Origin of the sequence: Kutzneria sp. CA-103260 (assembly GCF_018263855.1) — a bacterium.
In the GTDB taxonomy this organism is placed as follows: domain Bacteria; phylum Actinomycetota; class Actinomycetes; order Mycobacteriales; family Pseudonocardiaceae; genus Kutzneria.
Genome location: NZ_CP073318.1, coordinates 263,282 through 280,594, shown reverse-complemented (window position 1 = coordinate 280,594; position 17,313 = coordinate 263,282). Strand labels below are relative to the sequence as shown.

Below are 17,313 nucleotides of genomic sequence, written 5' to 3'. Positions count from 1 at the left end.
GGTTCGCATGGCGGCGAAAGAGAGCGCTCTCACGTGGCAGGCTCATACGATTACGGCCAGATGTCAAGGATGTTGACGCGACTGGCGGCACACCCCTTGACGTCTTCGGAATCGAGGGAGATGCTCCCTGAGAGCGCTCTCTCCCCTGCCTCGGTGACGCCTCCCGCCAGACGCGGTCGCCCCTGCCTCGCCCGCTAGGAGTGCCCATGTCGATCAGGGACAAGTGCGCGCGCCTGGTCCGCTCACCCGGACGGCTCGCCACCGGTCTGTTCGTGTTGACCCTGACCATCACCAGCACGATCGGCGTGACCGCGACGGCCGCGCCGCTATCTGAAACTTCCACCGTCGCGAAGGCTGCCGCCGTCCAGCCCTCCGCCGTGCCCGCGCCGCCCGCGGGCTTCACCACCACCTGGAGCGACGACTTCACCGGCGCCGCCAACACCGGCCTGGACACCGGAACCTGGCGCTACGACGCCGGTCCCGGCTCCAGCTTCGGCACCGGCGAGATCGAGACGACCACCACCAGCACCGACAACGTCTACCAGGACGGCAACGGCCACCTGGTGCTCAAGGCCCTGCACTCGGGCAGCGATCCCAACTCCGGCTGGACCTCCGGCCGCGTCGAGACGCAGGCCGACGGGTTCGGCGCGCAGCCCGGCGGCGTGGTCCGGATCCAGGCGTCCATCCAGCAGCCCAACCTGTCCACCGCCAACGGCGCCGGCTACTGGCCGGCGTTCTGGATGCTCGGCGCGCCACTGCGCATCGGCGTGCCGTGGCCGGGTTCCGGCGAGGTCGACATCCTCGAGGACATCAACGGCCGCAGCTCGGTGTTCGGCACCCTGCACTGCGGGGTCAGCCCCGGCGGCCCGTGCAACGAGGGCACCGGCATCGGCAGCGGCGAACGGGCCTGCGGCGGCTGCCAGACCGGGTACCACACCTACGCGGTGGAGATCGACCGCTCGGTGTCGCCCGAGCAGATCCGCTGGTACCTCGACGGCACCCAGTACTTCACCCTCAACTCCAGCCAGGTCGACGCCACCACCTGGGCCAACGCCGTCGACCACAGCTTCTTCGTCATCTTCGACCTGGCCATCGGCGGCGCCTTCCCGGCCGCGTTCGGCGGCGGCCCCAACGCCGCCACCGCCTCCGGCGGCTCGCTGAACGTCGACTACGTGGCCGTGTACAACAAGTCGCCCAACTACGGCACCAACATCGCCCAGGGCAAGCCCACCACCGCGTCGTCGGCGGAGAGCGCGCAGTTCCCGGCTTCCAACGCCACCGACGGCGACATCACCACCCGCTGGTCCTCGGCGTTCAGCGATCCCCAGTGGCTCCAGGTGGATCTGGGCCAGAACTACAGCCTCAACCACGCCGTGCTGACCTGGGAGGCCGCCGCCGCGTCGGCGTACCAGATACAGACCTCCACCGACGGCAACTCGTGGTCGACCGTCTACACCAACAACAACTCCCCACAGGACATCCAGTCCGTGGCCCTGTCGGCGACCGCTCGCTACGTGCGGATCTACGCCACCGGCCGGGCCTCCCAATGGGGCGATTCCCTCTACGAACTGGCCCTCTACGGCACGCCGACCTCCGGCGGCGGCACCGCAACCCTGCTGTCACAGGGAAAGACCGCCACCTCGTCGTCGACCGAGAACGCCGGCTTCACCGCCGCCAACGCCGTTGACGGCAACACCGGCACCCGCTGGTCGTCCGCGTTCAGCGACCCCCAGTGGCTCCAGGTCGACCTCGGCGCCACGCACACCCTCAGCCGCGTCGACCTGAACTGGGAAGCCGCCTACGCGTCCGCGTTCCAGCTCCAGTCCTCCACCGACGGCACCACCTGGACCAACCTGACCCCGGTCACCGCCGGCGCCGCCGGCACCCAGTCCCTGACCGTCTCCGGCTCCGGCCGCTACGTCCGCATGTACGGCACCGCCCGGGCCACCCAGTACGGGTACTCCCTCTGGGAGTTCCAGGTCTACGGCAGCTGAACTGAACGGTTCACGTCAGCGGGTGGTGTGCGCACCCCCGTTGACGTGGACCGTCTGCCCGGTGAGGTGCCGGGCCCCCGGCGAGGCCAGGAACTCCACCAGCGCCGCGACGTCGTCCGGGTTACCGGCACGGCCGGTGTGGGTGCGGCCGATCAGGGCCTCGCGGCGTTGCTCGGTGAGGCGGCCCCGGAAGAAGTCGGTGGCCTCGACGTAGCCGGGCGAGATCACGTTGGCGGTCAGGCCACGGGGGCCGATCTCGGCCGACAGGCCGGCCGTCCACGCCTGCAACGCCGCCTTCGCTGCGCCGTAGGCGCCGGCGTACTCCGCCCCGATCGAGCCGACGTTGACCACCGTGCCGCCCGGGCGGAGCCGGTCGAGCACCGCCGTCGTGGTGAGCACGGCGCTGAGCAGGTTGGCGTCCAGATTGGCCCGCCAGGACGCGGCCACATCCTCCAGGTCGGCCCCAGTGGACCGGTCGAAGTCGGTGTTGCCGCCGGCCATGTTCACCAACACGTCCAGGTCCCCGACCGTGTCGGCCAGATCCCGGACCTGACGCGCATCCACCGCGTCGCAGGCGATCGGCTCGGCGTCGATCTCCTTGGCGGTCGCGGCCAGCCGCGCCTCGTCGCGGCCGGTGATCACCACCGTGTCGCCGGCCGTGCGGAACCGGGCCGCCACCGCCTTGCCGATGCCGCTGCTGCCGCCCGTGACCAGCACCTTGCGTGTCATCGCGTGCCCCCTGACTGCTATGTTTAGCTCTAAACGTAGCCAGGAGGCGGCACCGATGTCCAACTATCCGCTCGACGATCCGCTGTCGTCCTGGCCGGTCTCGGACATCGTCGACTCGTGGGCCCGGGAGCTGCCGGGCGCCCACACCGACTCCATCGCCGTGATCACACCGTTGTGGCGCACCGCCAAGGCGCTCGCCGACGACCGGCGGCGCACCCTCACCGCGCTCGGCATCGATCCCTCGACCCTGGACCTGCTCAGCGTCATCCGACGCGCCGGACCGCCGTACGAGCTGACCACCCGGGAGATCACCCGACGGACCCTGGTCACCGCCGGCGCCATCTCCCAGCGCATCACCCGCGCCGAAGAGTCCGGGCTGGTGGAGCGTTCCCCGTCCACCGCCTCACGCCGGGCCGTCGCCGTGCGGCTCACCGACGCCGGCCACCGGCTCATCGAGGCGACCGTCCGCCAACTGCTGGAGCACGAGTCGCGACTGGTCGCGTCCCTCAGCCAGGCCGAACGTTCCGCGCTCGCCAGCTGCCTGGCCAAGATCGACGCCGGCCTGGCCTGACGTCCAGCGCGTCAGCTCAGGCCGGCGAGAATGTCGACGACGTCGGTCGGATCGGCCAGAAAACCCGTGTGACTGCTGTCGATCGGGCGCACGTCCCACGGGTTGTCCGGCGTGAGCGCGTTTCCCTCGGCGATGTACATGTCCTGCAATGCCACCGGACACGCGTTGTCTTTCAAGGTCTTGACGTATGTCCGCGGAATGCGGCCCCAGGTGTTCTTGTCGACGGTTCCGTAGCCGGGGTCCCACTGGCCGAGCGTCTCGTCGGGCTGGGTGGTGGCGAGGGTGAGGACCATGCCCGCCTCGGTGGCGTCGCCGGCGAGGCCGGCGGTCATCGCGGCGATCTGCTCGGCCGTGGCACCCCGCCAGTTCATCCGCACAAAGCCCTGCCGGATCGGGTCGCCGACCCGGAGCGGGGCGATGGCCGACAGGAACCCGCCCTTCAGGTACTCGGGCAGGTACTCTGCCGCCGGCCGGACCGGGCACTGCGCCCCGATGTAGACGAGCCGGTCGATCAGGTCGGGAATCTCGTTGCCGGCGCCGGAGATCGACAGCCCGCCGAGGCTGTGCCCGACGAGGATCACCGGCCCGTGTGCCCGCACTCGTTTGACGGTGTCGACGACGTGCCCGATGGTGTCCGCCGCGGTGACGGCGGCCGACGGCGACGGCTGCGCCGCGAACGCCTCCAGGTCCTGGAGGTGGTACGCGAGGGAGAATCCGGCACCCCGGCCGGGCAGATCGACCGCGAGGGACCGGTGGCCGCGGAAGGCCAATTCCCGCTGCACCGCCGACCAGTGCCGGGAGGTGCCCGCGGAACCGTGCACAAGGACGTAGGTGGGATTCACCACGCCAGCATGGCACCACCCGGCCGACGATCATCGGAAACCGCACTTTGGGGCAGTTCCGGGCCGGCGAGGCCCCGACGCGTGGCTCGCCGGGTGCGCTATACATGGCGGAGTCCGAATTCTGAGGGGAATCCGATGCGCGGCCTGTCTGCACGCGACTACGAGCGCATGCTGGATCTCGCCACCGCCGTGATGGACACGCCGGCGCCGACATCGCCGTGGCCGCTCGTGGCCGGCGAACTGGCGCATTCGTTGCGCGGCACCATGGTGTTGCTGTCCAATGTCAACGGCGCGGCCGGCACCATCGACGCGTGGGCGCCCGAGTGGATCGGCTCGCTCCCGTTGAACACCTTGCTACGCAAGGGACTTGACGGCGGGCATCCACTGGCCCGACACTACGCCCGGACCGGTGACCAAAGCCCGCTCGCCGTGACCGACGTCGTGGACATGGCGGCGTGGCGGCGGACTGAGGCGTACGCGACGCTGCACGAGACCGTCGGCGTCGTGCGCCACATCGCGATTCCCTTGCCCTGTATCGAATCCGGCCAGTTCCGCACCTTCGTCGTGCACCGCGACGGCCCCGACTTCGACGACCGCGAGCGCGCCTACGTCCGGCGGCTGCAGCCTCTGCTGGTGAGCGTCGACCGCTTCCTGCGTCAGCTCGCCGACTGGGGCGCTCGGCCCATCGACGCCGTCACCGAGACCAACCTGACGCGCCGGGAGATCGCCGTGCTCACCCTGCTCGCCGATGGCCTCACCGCCGAGGCCATCGGCCGACGGCTGGGCATCTCCGGCCGGACCGTGCACAAACACACCGAGAACCTGTACCGAAAACTGGCCGCGTCCGACCGACTGACGGCCGTGTTGCGGGCGCAGGGGCTCGGTCTGCTGCCCGGCGGGTCCAGGGCTTAGGGCGCGGCGATCCGGTCGGTGCCCTCACTGTCCTTCGTGTACGCGACGCCGCGGGCGCGCGGGACCGTGAGCATGGTGGCGGTCGGGTAGTCGATGGCCCGCAGCACGTCGTCGGGCAGCGACTCGGCCGGCACGCCCACGCGGACCAACAGTTCCCGCACCTGGATCGGGCGGGAACGGGTGAGCATGTCGAAGACCCCCGCGCGCAGGAGCGTCAGGCGGCGGGTGAACCGCTGGATGTCGACCGGCCGGCCGCTGCGCAGATCCCGCCACTCGGCCTGGTGCTTGCGGGCCATCTCGGTCAGGCGCACGTAGTCGAGCAGGCTGCTGCCCTCACCGGTGCGCACGACGTCGGTGAACTCGCTGCCGTCGATCACCGGCTGCGGCCACTGCCGGTGGTAGTCGGCGGCCGAGGCGGTCTGATAGGCCCACAGGAATACACCGCCCCCGTCCGTTTGTTGGACGAGTACGGAGCGGTTGGGCAGGCCGTAGGCCGCGGCGATCTGACCGGCGGCGGCGGAGGCCAACTGAGGCGTCGTGCCCTGGACGTGACCGCACCAGCCGTGCGGTGTCGGCATCGCGTCGAGAGTCGTGTCGGGCAACGGCCCCCAGACGGACGCGATTTTCTGCGCCCACACCGCCACGATCTCGCCCCGCTCCATGTCGAGAACGATAGCTCGGCGATCATGCTCCCGGGCAGAGCAGTCCCCGAATCAATCCAACCAGGCCAAGCTGGCAGCCTGAGGTGAGCTGAGGGCCCGCAAACACCGGTGCTTGCGCTCGCACCGTGCTGTGCCCTACCATCCGAAGCGTCTACCTCTCGTGGGTGCGGAGCCACTCCCCCACCTGAGGAACTATCCACCGAGATCCACGACAGTCGCCCTGAGATCCACAACGGGCGCACCGAGATCTAGTCCGGGCTTCCCGAGGCCTACCACGGGCCTCCTCCCGGTCGATCTCCGTCTGATCGGTCTCTCCTTCCGCGGCGTGTCCGCCGCATCCATCGAAGCAAGGAACACAACACCATGAACACCAACGACAACACCGCGCTCGAGGATGTCGGCGGCATCCTCGACATCATCGGAAACCGAGCCTTCCTCCGGATCGAGGGCTACCTGCCCGGCCCCGACGACGTGCAGGTGACCACGGCCCAGGTCCGCGAACACGACCTGCGCCGCGGCGACACCGTGACCGGAAAGGCCTCCGCCGCAAGCAAACTCGTCCACATCGACACCGTGAACGGGCAGCGGGCGGGCTATCGCCGGCCGCAGTTCGCGGATTTGACCCCGTTGTACCCCAACGAAAGACTGCGCCTGGAGACCGAGCCGCACCTGCTCACGACCCGGGTCGCCGACCTGGTGACGCCGGTCGGCAAGGGCCAGCGGGCGCTGATCGTCGCCCCACCCAAGGCCGGAAAAACCTCGGTGCTGCAAGCGATCGCGCACGGCATCAGCAAGAACCACCCGGAGTGCCACCTGATGCTGGTGCTGGTCGGCGAACGGCCCGAGGAGGTCACCGACCTGTCCCGCGCGGTGCCGGGCGAGGTCATCGCGGCGACGTTCGACCAGCCGCCGAAGGAGCACACCGCCATCGCCGAGCTGGCCATCGAGCGGGCCAAGCGCCTGGTCGAGATGGGCCGGGACGTGGTCGTGCTGCTGGACTCGCTGACCCGGCTGGGCCGCGCCTACAACCTGGCGGCCCCGCAGTCGGGCCGCATCCTGTCCGGCGGCGTCGACTCGGCCGCGCTGGTGCCGCCGAAGAAGTTCCTCGGCGCGGCCCGCAACATCGAGGGCGGCGGCTCCCTGACGATCATCGCGACGGCGCTGGTGGACACCGGCTCGGTCGGCGACAACCTGATCTTCGAGGAGTTCAAGGCCACCGGCAACGCCGAGCTGCGGCTGGACCGCAAGGTCGCCGCCAAGCGGGTGTTCCCCGCCGTGGACGTCACCGGCTCCGGCACGCGCCACGAGGAGCTGCTGATGACGCCGGCCGAGCTCGCCGCCACCCGCCGGATGCGCCGCGCGCTGGACGGTCGGGACGTGGACGTGCTGCTCGACGGGCTGCGCAAGACCAGCACCAACGCCGACTTCCTGGTCCAGATCACGCAGACCACACCGCCGGCGCGCTGAACGTAAGCTCTGCAGGTGCGGACTCGACCGACCCTGACGTGGCACGACCCCGACGCGGAGCTGCCCCGGACCACCAGCCTAGACGAGGTCGTCGACGTCGTGGGGCGCGGGCGGGTCGCCGTGCTCAGCGGGGCCGGCATCTCCACCGAGTCGGGCATTCCCGACTACCGCGGCGACGGCGGCAGCCTGCGCCGGCACACCCCGATGACCTTCGACGACTTCGTGGCCAGCGAGGACGGGCGGCAGCGCTACTGGGCCCGCAGCCACGTCGGCTGGCGCACCATCGCCCGGGCCGCCCCCAACGACGGGCACCGGGCCGTCGCCGAGCTGCAGCGACGGGGCCTGCTGACCGGCATCATCACCCAGAACGTCGACGGTCTGCACCAGGCCGGCGGCGCCCGGAACGTGATCGAGCTGCACGGCAGCCTGGACCGGGTCATCTGCCTCGGCTGCCGCCGCACCAGCGCCCGGGACGACCTCGACCGACGCCTGCACGCCGCCAATCCCGCCTTCGGTGGCGTCGCGACCCGGATCAACCCCGACGGCGACGTCGAGTTGGACGACCATGTCGTCGCCACCTTCGCCCTGGTCGCCTGCGTGGACTGCGAGGACGGCGTGCTCAAGCCCGACGTCGTGTTCTTCGGCGAGAACGTGCCGCGGCCCCGGGTCGAGCAGTGCTACCAGCTCGTCGACGACTCCGATGCGTTGCTGGTGCTCGGTTCCTCGCTCACGGTCATGTCCGGCCTGCGCTTCGTGCGGCACGCCGCCAAGGCCGGCAAGCCGGTGCTGATCATCAACCGGGGGCGGACCCGTGGCGACAAGGAGGCCACCGTGCGGGTCGACCGCCCGCTGGGCGAGGCGCTGACCGAACTCGTCGACACGGTCTGAACTGAACTGGACCGTTCAGTAAGGCAAGGCTCAGCGTGGCAGGCGGCCGGGCTCCTTCTGCAAGTTCGCCAGCAGGTCCCCGTGTTTGCCCAGTCGGGCGAGGACGTCGGGGGCGGTGAAGGTCAGGTCGGCGGGGGTGCGGCAGCGTTCGACCTCGCGCCAGGTGACGGGAGTGGACACAGTGGGGTGTTCGCGGGCCCGCAGGGAGTACGGGGCGATGGTGGTCTTGGCGGGGTTGTTCTGGCTCCAGTCCACGAAAACCCGGCCGGAACGGCGGGACTTGGCCATGACGGCGACGTAGCGGTCGGGGTGGTCGGCGGCGAGGCGCTGGGCGATGGACTTGGCGTACTGGGAGGTCCGCTCGGCGTTGCTGACCCGTACCGGCACGTACAGTTGCAGCCCCTTGGCGCCGCTGGTCTTGGGGAAGCCGGTCAGGCCGTCGGCGGCCAGCAGGTCGCGGATGAGCTCGGCGGCCCGGCAGCAGTCAACGACGGTGGTGTCGGGACCGGGGTCGAGGTCGAAGACGAGGAGATCGGGGTCCCGGACGCCACCCCGGGGGCCGACGGTCCACTGTGGAACATGCAGTTCCAGGGCGGCGAGGTTGGCGGCCCACACGAGACCGGGCAGGTCGTCGAGCATGGCGAAGTCGAGGGTCTCGGCCCCCTTGGCACTGCCGGGAGTGGGCAGGGTCATGGTGCGCAGCCACTCGGGAGCCTGCCGGGAGGCGTTCTTCTCGAAGAAGGACGGGGCGTCGACGCCGTCGGGGAAGCGCTTCAGGGTGACCGGCCGAGCGGCCAGGTGGGTCAGCAGGCACGGCGCGACCTGGCGGTAGTAGTCGATGACGTGGGCCTTGGTGAAGCCGTCGGCCGGATAGAGCACCTTCTCCAGGTTGGTCAGCTTCAGCCGCCGACCCTCGACCTCGACCATGGTGGAGGTCGAGGACTGCTTGCCGCGCTTGCGGACGAGCCAGTCCTTGTCCTCCTTGTGGATGAAGACGAAGCGACCGTCCAGACGGGAGCCGTGGAACGAGACGTCGATCTCGTAGTCGGTCCACTTGTGCGTCTCGTAGGTGCCACGGTCCCAAATGGACACATGACCGCCGCCGTACTCGCGACGGGGGATGTCCCCCTCGAACGAGGCGTACTCCATGGGGTGGTCCTCGGTGTGCACGGCCAGCCGCACCGCGCCGGGACTCATGGCCAACCCCTTGGGCACGGCCCACGAGACCAGCACCCCGTCCCGTTCCAGCCGCACGTCGTAGTGCAGCCGGGTGGCATGGTGCTCCTGCACCACAAAAACGTCGTTGTCGCCGGCCGGCAGCGGCCCCTCCGCGGGCACCGGCTCCGGGGTGCGCCGCGCATCCCGTTTCCGCCGGTACTCGCCCAGGTCGGCCACGAAAGCCAGGCTACCGCCGATCGCGCGCGTGCACCGAACGTTCCACGTCGGGCCCGATGTAGGTGCCGAGGCGCTGGCCGCCGCAGATCGCGGCCATCACGCCGGTGCGCTCGATGTCGAACACGTGCAGCGGCAGCTTGTGGTCACGGGCCAGGATGAACGCGGACTGGTCCATCACCCCGAGTTCCTTCTCCAGCACGTGCGCGTAGGTGAGCCGGTCGAAGCGCAGCGCCTCGGGATGCTTGTTGGGATCGCTGTCGTAGACGCCGTCGACGCCGTGTTTGGCGACCAGCAGGGCGTCCGCGCCGAGTTCGATGGCCCGCTGCACGCTGGGGTAGTCGGTGGTCAGGAACGGCTGCCCGATCCCGCCGGCCAGAATGACCACGGCCCCTTTCTCCAGATGGTGCACCGCGCGCAGCCGGATGTACGGCTCGGCGACGGCGTCGATGGGCACCGCGGTCATCACCCGCACGTCGTGCTCGCCCAGCGCGGTCAGCCGGCCCCGCAGCAGCAGGCTGTTGATCACGGTGCCGAGCATGCCGATGTTGTCCGCTTCGACCCGGTCGATGCCCCAGGACTCGGATCGGTTGCCCCGGAACACATTGCCGCCGCCGACCACCACCGCCACCTGGATGCCGAGGCGGCGCACGGAGACCACTTCGGACGCCAGGTGGTTCAGCGCCGCGGCGCTGAACCCGTACTCGTCGGGGCCGGCGATGGCCCGCCCGCTCAGCTTCACCACGACACGGCGCACGGGTCGAAGGGTAGCGGCCGGCGGCGTCGCGACGATGTACCGGACATGGAGCAGCCGGTCACCACCTGGCGTCGCAAGCTGGCCGTGGTCGCGGTGCTGGTGCTGGTGGTGTTCACGGTCGCGACGGTCCGCCTGTTCGTGCTGCCCGATCTGTCGCCGCTGCCGGCTCGGGCCGACGCGATCATCGAGCTGGCCGGCCCCGGCAACCGCGACGCCACGACGATGGAGCTGGTCCGGGCGGGCCGGGCGCCGGTGGTCGCGCAGTCGACGGTGCCGTCGGAGGCGGGCACGAACCGCTGCCTGCCGGCGACCGCGGGCGTCGAGGTGCTCTGCTTCAACCCCGATCCGGGCACCACCGTCGGCGAGGCCCGCTTCATCGGCGAGGTGGCGGCCCAGCGGCACTGGCAGTCGGTCATCATCGTGACCACGCCCGATCACGCGCTGCGGGCCCAGCTGCGGGTCAGCCGCTGTTTCCCGGGCACGGTCTCGGTGGCGACCTCGCCGCTGCCCTGGTGGGACTGGTTCCGCCAGATCCCGTACCAGTGGGCGGCCAGCGTGAAGGCGCTGATCTTCCAGACCTCCTGCTGAGCCGTAAGCACCCCGAAAGCTTTTGGAGTTGACACTCCAAAACCCGGCGCGGTGAAATGGAGTGGACACTCCAAAACTGGAAGGCTGGGGAACGATGACGATCGCGTCACGGGTCGAGGAGATGCAGCGGGGCACGGCCGGACGGCTGCCGGCGGAGGTGGTGGCCCAGTTCGTCAAGGACCAGGCCGAGCTGGACGCCGCCGGCACACCGGCCGGGGCCGCCACCCCGGGCGCCGCGATGCCCGACGGCGACCTGCTGGACGCCCACGGCGAGCCGACCACGCTGGCCGCGAGCACCGCGGGCAAGCCGGCGGTCGTGGTGTTCTACCGGGGCGCCTGGTGCCCGTACTGCAACGTCGCGCTCCGGGCGTACGAGCAGGAACTGGTGCCGGAGCTCAAGGCCCGGGGCGCGACCTTGGTCGCCCTGAGCCCGCAGAAGCCGGACGGCTCGCTGACCATGCAGGAGACCAACGAGCTGAGCTACGCCGTGCTGTCCGACCCCGGCAACCAGATCGCCGGCAAGCTGGGCATCCTGATGCCGGCCCAGGAGGACACCCTCAAGGCGCAGCGGTCCCTGGGCCTCGACGTCACCGCGGTCAACGCGGACGGCACGGCCACCCTGCCGATGCCCACCACCCTCGTGGTCGACGCCGACGGCGTGATCCGGTGGATCGACGTGCACCCGAACTACACGACCCGCAGCGAGGTGTCGGACATCCTCGCCGCGCTCGACTCGATCAGCTCGTGAACGTCTCGATGTGATCGATGACCTGGGCCAGCGCGATCTCCAGCACCACGGTGTCGCGCCGGACCTGGGTCAGCGCCAGGCCGCCCTGCAGGGTGGCCAGCAGGGTGGTGGCCAGCCGGTCCGGGTCGGCCTCGCGGCGCAGTTCGCCGCGATCGCGCATGGTGTGCAGGCCGCCCCGGATCGCCCGCTCCCACCGCTCGAACCCGGCCGCGACGTCGGCGCGGGCGTCGGGGTCGTGCTCGGCGATCTCAGTGCCCAGCGAACCGATCGGGCAGCCGCCCTTGCAGCCCAGGCTGCGCTGGAGCTCGACGATGGCGTCGGCCCAGGCCCGCAGCGAGGCGACCGAGTCCAGTGTCGCCAGCACCGCCTCCTGGTTGCCGACGATCATCTCGGTCTGGAGCGCGATCACCGCGCGTACCAGGGCCTTCTTGTCGCGGAAGTAGTGGTAGATCTGGGACGTGCTGACGCCGGCCGCGGCCTGCACGTCCTCGGTGCTGGTGCCGGCCACGCCCCGTTCGAACATCAGCTCCGCGGCGGCCGTGACGATCCGGTCGCGCGTCGCCTGCCCCTTGGCGGTCAGGCGCGGCGTTGTCATGGCACCAGTTTACCGACCATCCACTCCAGACCCCTTGGGCGCGGCGCGGACGTGCATCCGCTCCCCCTGCGGGCCGAACAGGCTCAGGAACTCCACCGGCCGCTCGTCGCCGTTGCCGAACCAGTGCGGCACGTGGGTGTCGAACTCGGCCACCTCGCCGGCCTTCAGCACCACGTCGTGCTCGCCGAGGACCAGCCGCAGCCGACCGGTCAGCACGTACAGCCACTCGTAGCCCTCGTGCGTCCGCGGGTCCGGCTTGAGCCGGCTGCCGGCCGGCAGGATGTGCTTGAACGCGCGGAGGCCGCCCGGCTGGCGGTTCAGCGGGATCACCGTCTCCTCCCCGCGCCGCATCGGCTGCAGGTGCACCCGTGGGTCCCCGGTCGGCGGCGCGCCCACCAGCTCGTCCAGCGGCACCTGGTGGGCCTTGGCCAGCGGCAGCAGCAGTTCCAGGCTGGGTCGACGGCCGCCCGACTCCAGGCGGGACAGCGTGCTGACGGAGATGCCGGTCACCTTGGACAGCGCCGCCAGCGTGACGTTGCGGCGTTCGCGCAGGGACCGCAGCCGCGGCCCCACCTCGGTCAGCACCTGCTCCAGGTCGTCGGTCATGCCTCCATTGCAGTTTCGGCAACCGTGTTTGTCAATCCGGCACGGTGCCCGGCAACAGCCGGGTCATGAAGGGCCCCATCCTGACGTTGAACGTGAGGATGGGGCCCTTCATGACATCAAGCCGAAGCGGTGGTGAGAGTGTCGAGCTGGGGCGTGGTGAGGGTCAGGGAGGAGGCCGCCAGCAGGGGCGGGAGCTGCTCCACCTTGCGGGCGCTGGCGATCGGGGCCGCGATCTGCTGGCGGGAGCTCAGCCAGGCCAGGGCGATGGAGGCCAGCTCGGCGCCGGTCTCGGCGGCGATGGCGTCCATGGCCGCGAGCACCTTGGCGCCCCGCTCGGAGTTCACGTACTGGGCGACTCCGCCGGTGCGGACCGAGTCGACCTCCGCGCCGGGCCGGTGCTTGCCGGTGAGGAAGCCCATGGCCAGCGCGAAGTACGGGAACACGGCCAGGTCGAACTTCTCGGCCACGTCGGCCAGCGGGCCCTCGTAGGTGTCCCGGGACATCAGGCTGTAGTGCGGCTGCAACGCCACATAGGCGGCCTTGCCCTCGGCCGCCGAGTACTCCATGAACTCGGTCAGCCGCTCGGGCGAGACGTTGGAGGCGGCGATCTCCCGCACCTTGCCCGCCTTGACCAGCTCGTCCAGCGTGGTGACGATGTCGGCGACGCTGACCTCTTCGTCGTCGTGGTGGGTGTAGAGCAGGTCGATGCAGTCCACGCGCAGCCGGCTCAGGCTGCCGTCCACCGCGGCCCGGATGGTGGCCGGCTTCAGGTCCTTGTAGACCTCGTTCTGCGGGAAGCCCACCTTGGTCGCGATCACCACGTCGTCGCGCCTGCCGCCCCGGCCGGCCAGCCAGTCGCCGATGTAGGTCTCGGACAGGCCGCCCCCGTACAGGTCGGCGGTGTCGATGAAGTCGCCGCCGCCGGCCACGAAGGCGTCCAGGATGCGGGCCGTGCCCGGGCTGTCCACGGCCCGGCCGAAGATGTTGGTGCCGAGGCAGAGCGGCCCGACCGAGAGCGAGCCGATGGTTGTGGTCATACAACCAACCCTAGGCGGTGAACGTGATCGGCGCCCGGGGGGTGGTGTCGACGGTGAGGTTGAAGACGTCGAAGCGGTTGTAGTGGCCGATGATGTCGTGCATCTGCTTGGGCTGGATGCAGCGGGCCAGGTCGATCTCGGCGTAGACGATGCCCTCCTCGTCGACCAGCGGGTCGACCAGGGGACGGCCGTCGGGGCCGAAGACGCCGGACAGGGCGCTGCGCTTGCGGCGCATGCGCTCGGCGATGACCGGGCTGTCGCCAGCGGCGATCTCGATCATCTCCTCGGTGATGGTGGAGCAGGAGACGATGGAGAACAGCTTGCCCTCGAAGCAGTGGGCGGCGGTGCGGATGGCGATGGCCTCGGACATGTCGTAGTCGGCCGGGGCGACGGGCAGCGAGATGTAGCTGGCCACGTGGACCAGCTCGCCCTGGGCGAGCAGGGTGAAGCGGGCCAGGGTGTTGGTGTTCTCGCCGCAGGCGAGCGCGCCGAGCGGGCCGATCGGGGTCTGGTGCACCCGCAGCGAGCTGCCGTCGCCGTTGGTCCAGGTCAGCTTCTCGGCCCAGGTGGGCACCAGCTTGCGGTGCACGCCCAGCAGCGTGCCGTCGGGGCCGATGGTGAGAATGCTGTTGTACAGCACGCCGAGACTGTGCGGGCCGCGCTCGTTGACGCCGATGACCACGGTGCAGCCGGCGGCCGCGGCGGCCGAGCACAGGGTCTCCACGTGCGGGCCGGGGACGTCGATGGCCGAGCGGTAAAGCCGTTCGTACCAAGGGGAACCGTCGACCGGGTTCATGGTCCAGTTCCAGTACGGGTAGCCCGGCACGAAGACCTCGGGGAACGCGACCAGGGTGGCGCCGTTGCGCGCGGCCTCGTGGATCAGCGACACGGCCTTGTCGACGGTGGCGGCGGCGTCCAGGTAGACCGGCGCGGCCTGCACGGCGGCGGCGGTGAACCGGGGGAACTCATCCATTGGTCCTCCAGCGTCGGTGCAGCGAATCCTCTTTGTCCCACAGGGAAAGCTGCGGGCGGGCCCGGCCGGCCGAGGGCGGGCGGCCACTGCCGGCCCGGTGCATCGCCGGCCAGAACGCGCCCTCACCGGCGTAGTCGAGCGCGGCGGCGGCGTGCAGCGGCCAGGACGGGTCGTGCAGCTGGGCATGGCCAATGGCGACCAGATCGGCGCGGCCGGCCAGCACGATGGAGTTGGCGTCGTCGGCCGAGGAGATGCCGCCGACGGCGATGGTCGGGGCACCGACATCGGCGCGGATCCGTTCGGCGAACGGGGTTTGGTAACTGCGGCCGTACAACGGCTTCTCGTGCGGCACGACTTCGCCGCTGGAGACGTCGATCGCCGCTGCGCCGGCCGCCACGAACGCTGCGGCGGTCGCCACCGACTCCTCGATCGTCGTGCCGCCGGGAGCCCAGTCCACGGCGGAGATCCGCACGATCACCGGCAGCTCGCCGCGCACCCCGTCAAGCACGCTGTCCAGCACTTGCAACGGGAATTCCCGGTTAATGTGCGGGCTGGTCAGCGGGGACAGGTGCACCGAGAGCAGGTTTCCGTGCCCGGCCTGGAGTTCGATGACGTCGAAGCCCGCGGCGACAGCATTGCGCGCGGCCCGGGCGAAATCGGCGGCGATCTCCTCGACCGGCAGGGTCAGGTCCCGGGAGGCGTGGCTGAGCTGCACGCCGATCAGGGAACCGGTGTGCTCGTGCACGAAGTCGGTGATCCGCCGCCAGGCCTTGACCTGCCCTGAACTGTACAGACCAGTACAGCCAGGACTCTTCCGGCCCTCCGGGCTGACGGCGGTCCGCCCGCTGAGCACCAGCCCGGAGCCGCCGAGGGCCTTGCCGGCCAGGTGCGCGAACTCCACATCGCCGGGAACGCCGTCGACCGCGACGTCCAGGGTGATCGGCGCGCTGACGATCCGGTTGCGCAGCCGGGCGTCGCCCAGGGCGTAGGGCTGGAACAGCGGCGGATTGCCGTCGCCGAACCAAGTGTCCAAACGCGACACATAGGCCGGATCCCGCTGCCGCAGGTTGTCGTAGGTGACGCGGCGGCTGCGGGTCAGCAGGTTGAACGCGAACTGCTCGGGCGCCTTGTCGACGGCGTGCTCGATCGTCTCGAACCACTCCAGGCTGGCCTGCGCGGCCCGCTGCGTGGACTGCACCACCGGCCGCCGGTCGGCCTCGTACCGCTCCAGGGCGGTGGCGATGTCGTTGTGGCGCTGGATGTTCGCAGCCAGGGCCAGGGCGTCCTCCATGGCCAGCTTGGTGCCGGAGCCGATGGAGAAGTGGGCGGTGTGCGCGGCGTCGCCCAGCAGCACGATGTTGTTGTGCCGCCACGTCTTGTTGCGCACCGTGGTGAAGCGCAGCCACTTGGAGTTGTTGGTGATCAGCTTGTGGCCGCCGAGATGGTCGGCCAGCAGCTCGGTCATCCGCGCCGGCCCGCACTCGTCGGTGCTGCTCTCATCGGTCCTGGGCTCATCGGCGAGGCAGGCGGCGGCCCAGGTGCGCTCGGTCATCTCGACGATGAACGTGCTGCGCTCGCGACTGAACGGGTAGGCGTGCACCTGCATCGGGCCATACGGGGTCTCGGCGATGATGAACGTGAACGCCTCGAACACCCGGTCGGTGCCGAGCCACATGTAGCGGCAGGTGCGCGGGTCCAGCGACGGCTGGAAGACGTCCGCGAACGCCGTGCGGGTCAGCGAGTTGACGCCGTCGGCCGCGACCACCAGGTCGTACTCCGCCGACAGTTCGGCGGCGGTCGGCGCGACCGACTGGAATCGGACGTCCACCCCGAGGTCGAGGCAGCGCTGCTGCATGATCTGCAACAGCCGCATCCGCGAGATGGCCGCGAACCCGTGCCCGCCGGAGGTCTCCACCCGGCCCCGGTAGTGGATGTCGATGTCGCTCCAGCGCGCGAACTCCGCCTCCATCGCCGCGGCGATCACCGGGTCGGCGGCGGCGATGCCGTCCAGCGTCTCGTCGGAGAACACCACGCCGAAGCCGAACGTGTCGTCGGCGGCGTTGCGCTCCCAGACGGTGATCTCGCGCGTCGGGTCCAGACTCTTGGCCAGCGCGGCGAAGTACAGCCCGGCCGGGCCGCCGCCGATGACCGCGTACCTGCTCACGACCGGCCTCCCAGGGCTGCGACGACCTCGTCCGGCCAGGGCGTCGCCTTGTCCTGGTCCGGCTCGGCGTGCACGACGACCACGGAACCGTTGGCGACCAAGCCGTTCTGGCCGTGCACCTCGAACGCGAAGGTCAGCGACGTGCGGCCGAACCGGTCCACCCAGAACCGGGTCTTGCAGACCTCGCCGAACCACAGCCGGGAGCGGTAGTCGACCTCATGCCGGACTCGGGGTGTGCGGCCGAACAGCCAGGCCACGTCGTGTTGACGCAACAACTCGGCCTCGGCGGCCTCGGCCCAGCGCAGGATCACCGAATGGTGCTGATGGCCGGCGGCGTCGGTGTCGTACCACTCCACGGTGCGCTCGATCGTCACTTCGGGCATACCGG

Annotated in this window: 18 protein-coding genes and 1 pseudogene; 7 read left to right on the top strand and 12 right to left on the bottom strand. The window is 70.4% G+C overall.

The genetic code is table 11. From position 1 onward, the window contains the following. The first annotated feature begins 206 nt into the window (after nt 1-206). Nucleotides 207-1,994, top strand: a complete 1,788-nt coding sequence (locus JJ691_RS01250; RefSeq protein ID WP_211766940.1) for a galactose-binding domain-containing protein — start codon at nt 207-209, stop codon at nt 1,992-1,994. A 15-nt stretch (nt 1,995-2,009) separates the two neighbouring features. Here the strand turns inward: JJ691_RS01250 and JJ691_RS01245 are convergent, their stop codons facing one another. Beyond that, a complete protein-coding gene (locus JJ691_RS01245; RefSeq protein WP_211766939.1) occupies nt 2,010-2,723 on the bottom strand; it encodes an SDR family NAD(P)-dependent oxidoreductase in 714 nt (237 codons plus the stop codon). A gap of 55 nt (nt 2,724-2,778) precedes the next feature. Here JJ691_RS01245 and JJ691_RS01240 point away from each other — a divergent pair, with 55 nt between their 5' ends. Continuing rightward, the gene (locus JJ691_RS01240) at nt 2,779-3,294 is read left to right on the top strand and encodes a MarR family winged helix-turn-helix transcriptional regulator (protein ID WP_211766938.1); all 516 of its coding nucleotides are present in this window, start codon (nt 2,779-2,781) and stop codon (nt 3,292-3,294) included. 11 nt (nt 3,295-3,305) lie between these two features. Here JJ691_RS01240 and JJ691_RS01235 read toward each other — a convergent pair whose 3' ends face one another. Next, the gene (locus JJ691_RS01235) at nt 3,306-4,136 is read right to left on the bottom strand and encodes an alpha/beta fold hydrolase (protein WP_211766937.1); all 831 of its coding nucleotides are present in this window, start codon (nt 4,134-4,136) and stop codon (nt 3,306-3,308) included. A 135-nt stretch (nt 4,137-4,271) separates the two neighbouring features. Between JJ691_RS01235 and JJ691_RS01230 the strand changes: the two genes are divergently transcribed. Continuing rightward, nucleotides 4,272-5,048 (top strand): response regulator transcription factor, encoded by a 777-nt coding sequence (locus JJ691_RS01230; RefSeq protein ID WP_249227612.1) that lies wholly within the window; start codon nt 4,272-4,274, stop codon nt 5,046-5,048. Here the strand turns inward: JJ691_RS01230 and JJ691_RS01225 are convergent. Further along, entirely contained in the window at nt 5,045-5,710 is a 666-nt protein-coding gene (locus tag JJ691_RS01225) for a hypothetical protein (protein WP_211766936.1), read from the bottom strand. The two genes, JJ691_RS01230 and JJ691_RS01225, sit on opposite strands and share 4 nt — an antisense overlap. A 363-nt stretch (nt 5,711-6,073) precedes the next feature. On the opposite strand from JJ691_RS01225, the gene JJ691_RS01220 reads away from it, so the two are divergent. Both JJ691_RS01220 and JJ691_RS01215 read left to right on the top strand, forming a co-directional pair. Further along, complete coding sequence (locus JJ691_RS01220) at nt 6,074-7,177, top strand: transcription termination factor Rho, short form (protein WP_211766935.1); 1,104 nt, start codon at nt 6,074-6,076, stop codon at nt 7,175-7,177. Between the two features lie 15 nt (nt 7,178-7,192). Continuing rightward, nucleotides 7,193-8,065 carry an NAD-dependent protein deacetylase gene (locus JJ691_RS01215; RefSeq protein ID WP_211766934.1) on the top strand — a complete coding sequence of 291 codons (873 nt, stop codon included), beginning with the start codon at nt 7,193-7,195 and terminating at the stop codon, nt 8,063-8,065. Nucleotides 8,066-8,095: 30 nt separating this feature from the next. On the opposite strand, the gene ligD is transcribed toward JJ691_RS01215, so the two are convergent. From ligD to pyrH, 3 genes and pseudogenes are all read right to left on the bottom strand, one after another. Continuing rightward, nucleotides 8,096-8,992, bottom strand: a complete 897-nt coding sequence (gene ligD, locus JJ691_RS01210; RefSeq protein ID WP_211771211.1) for a non-homologous end-joining DNA ligase — start codon at nt 8,990-8,992, stop codon at nt 8,096-8,098. 36 nt (nt 8,993-9,028) lie between these two features. Next, nucleotides 9,029-9,460, bottom strand: a pseudogene (locus JJ691_RS01205) (DNA polymerase ligase N-terminal domain-containing protein); the annotation flags it as partial. 10 nt (nt 9,461-9,470) lie between these two features. Then, entirely contained in the window at nt 9,471-10,214 is a 744-nt protein-coding gene (pyrH, locus tag JJ691_RS01200) for a UMP kinase (protein WP_211766933.1), read from the bottom strand. Nucleotides 10,215-10,259: 45 nt separating this feature from the next. Here pyrH and JJ691_RS01195 point away from each other — a divergent pair, with 45 nt between their 5' ends. Both JJ691_RS01195 and JJ691_RS01190 read left to right on the top strand, forming a co-directional pair. After that, entirely contained in the window at nt 10,260-10,802 is a 543-nt protein-coding gene (locus tag JJ691_RS01195; protein ID WP_211766932.1) for a YdcF family protein, read from the top strand. Nucleotides 10,803-10,896: 94 nt separating this feature from the next. Beyond that, nucleotides 10,897-11,550, top strand: a complete 654-nt coding sequence (locus JJ691_RS01190) for a peroxiredoxin-like family protein (protein ID WP_211766931.1) — start codon at nt 10,897-10,899, stop codon at nt 11,548-11,550. Here the strand turns inward: JJ691_RS01190 and JJ691_RS01185 are convergent. From JJ691_RS01185 to JJ691_RS01160, 6 genes are all read right to left on the bottom strand, one after another. Continuing rightward, a complete protein-coding gene (locus JJ691_RS01185; RefSeq protein WP_211766930.1) occupies nt 11,540-12,145 on the bottom strand; it encodes a TetR/AcrR family transcriptional regulator in 606 nt (201 codons plus the stop codon). The genes JJ691_RS01190 and JJ691_RS01185 overlap by 11 nt on opposite strands. 9 nt (nt 12,146-12,154) lie before the next feature. Next, complete coding sequence (locus JJ691_RS01180; RefSeq protein ID WP_211766929.1) at nt 12,155-12,751, bottom strand: helix-turn-helix domain-containing protein; 597 nt, start codon at nt 12,749-12,751, stop codon at nt 12,155-12,157. Between the two features lie 116 nt (nt 12,752-12,867). Next, the gene (locus tag JJ691_RS01175; protein WP_211766928.1) at nt 12,868-13,788 is read right to left on the bottom strand and encodes an aldo/keto reductase; all 921 of its coding nucleotides are present in this window, start codon (nt 13,786-13,788) and stop codon (nt 12,868-12,870) included. 10 nt (nt 13,789-13,798) lie between these two features. Next, nucleotides 13,799-14,761: a carbon-nitrogen hydrolase family protein gene (locus JJ691_RS01170; RefSeq protein ID WP_211766927.1), complete on the bottom strand. Its 963-nt coding sequence runs from the start codon at nt 14,759-14,761 to the stop codon at nt 13,799-13,801. Further along, complete coding sequence (locus tag JJ691_RS01165; protein WP_211766926.1) at nt 14,754-16,925, bottom strand: oxidoreductase; 2,172 nt, start codon at nt 16,923-16,925, stop codon at nt 14,754-14,756. Before JJ691_RS01165 ends, JJ691_RS01170 begins: the two co-directional genes overlap by 8 nt. Continuing rightward, nucleotides 16,922-17,308 carry an acyl-CoA thioesterase gene (locus JJ691_RS01160; RefSeq protein ID WP_211766925.1) on the bottom strand — a complete coding sequence of 129 codons (387 nt, stop codon included), beginning with the start codon at nt 17,306-17,308 and terminating at the stop codon, nt 16,922-16,924. The genes JJ691_RS01165 and JJ691_RS01160 overlap by 4 nt, the downstream gene beginning before the upstream one ends. Nucleotides 17,309-17,313 lie beyond the last annotated feature (5 nt).

Excerpts from the sequence above, each read along its gene's own strand:
- JJ691_RS01250 (WP_211766940.1), top strand. The coding sequence starts at position 207 with ATGTCGATCAGGGACAAGTGCGCGCGCCTGGTCCGCTCACCCGGACGG.
- JJ691_RS01245 (WP_211766939.1), bottom strand. The coding sequence starts at position 2,723 with ATGACACGCAAGGTGCTGGTCACGGGCGGCAGCAGCGGCATCGGCAAG.
- JJ691_RS01240 (WP_211766938.1), top strand. The coding sequence starts at position 2,779 with ATGTCCAACTATCCGCTCGACGATCCGCTGTCGTCCTGGCCGGTCTCG.
- JJ691_RS01230 (WP_249227612.1), top strand. The coding sequence starts at position 4,272 with ATGCGCGGCCTGTCTGCACGCGACTACGAGCGCATGCTGGATCTCGCC.
- JJ691_RS01225 (WP_211766936.1), bottom strand. The coding sequence starts at position 5,710 with ATGGAGCGGGGCGAGATCGTGGCGGTGTGGGCGCAGAAAATCGCGTCC.
- JJ691_RS01220 (WP_211766935.1), top strand. The coding sequence starts at position 6,074 with ATGAACACCAACGACAACACCGCGCTCGAGGATGTCGGCGGCATCCTC.
- ligD (WP_211771211.1), bottom strand. The coding sequence starts at position 8,992 with ATGGTCGAGGTCGAGGGTCGGCGGCTGAAGCTGACCAACCTGGAGAAG.
- JJ691_RS01195 (WP_211766932.1), top strand. The coding sequence starts at position 10,260 with ATGGAGCAGCCGGTCACCACCTGGCGTCGCAAGCTGGCCGTGGTCGCG.
- JJ691_RS01190 (WP_211766931.1), top strand. The coding sequence starts at position 10,897 with ATGACGATCGCGTCACGGGTCGAGGAGATGCAGCGGGGCACGGCCGGA.
- JJ691_RS01185 (WP_211766930.1), bottom strand. The coding sequence starts at position 12,145 with ATGACAACGCCGCGCCTGACCGCCAAGGGGCAGGCGACGCGCGACCGG.
- JJ691_RS01180 (WP_211766929.1), bottom strand. The coding sequence starts at position 12,751 with ATGACCGACGACCTGGAGCAGGTGCTGACCGAGGTGGGGCCGCGGCTG.
- JJ691_RS01175 (WP_211766928.1), bottom strand. The coding sequence starts at position 13,788 with ATGACCACAACCATCGGCTCGCTCTCGGTCGGGCCGCTCTGCCTCGGC.
- JJ691_RS01170 (WP_211766927.1), bottom strand. The coding sequence starts at position 14,761 with ATGGATGAGTTCCCCCGGTTCACCGCCGCCGCCGTGCAGGCCGCGCCG.
- JJ691_RS01160 (WP_211766925.1), bottom strand. The coding sequence starts at position 17,308 with ATGCCCGAAGTGACGATCGAGCGCACCGTGGAGTGGTACGACACCGAC.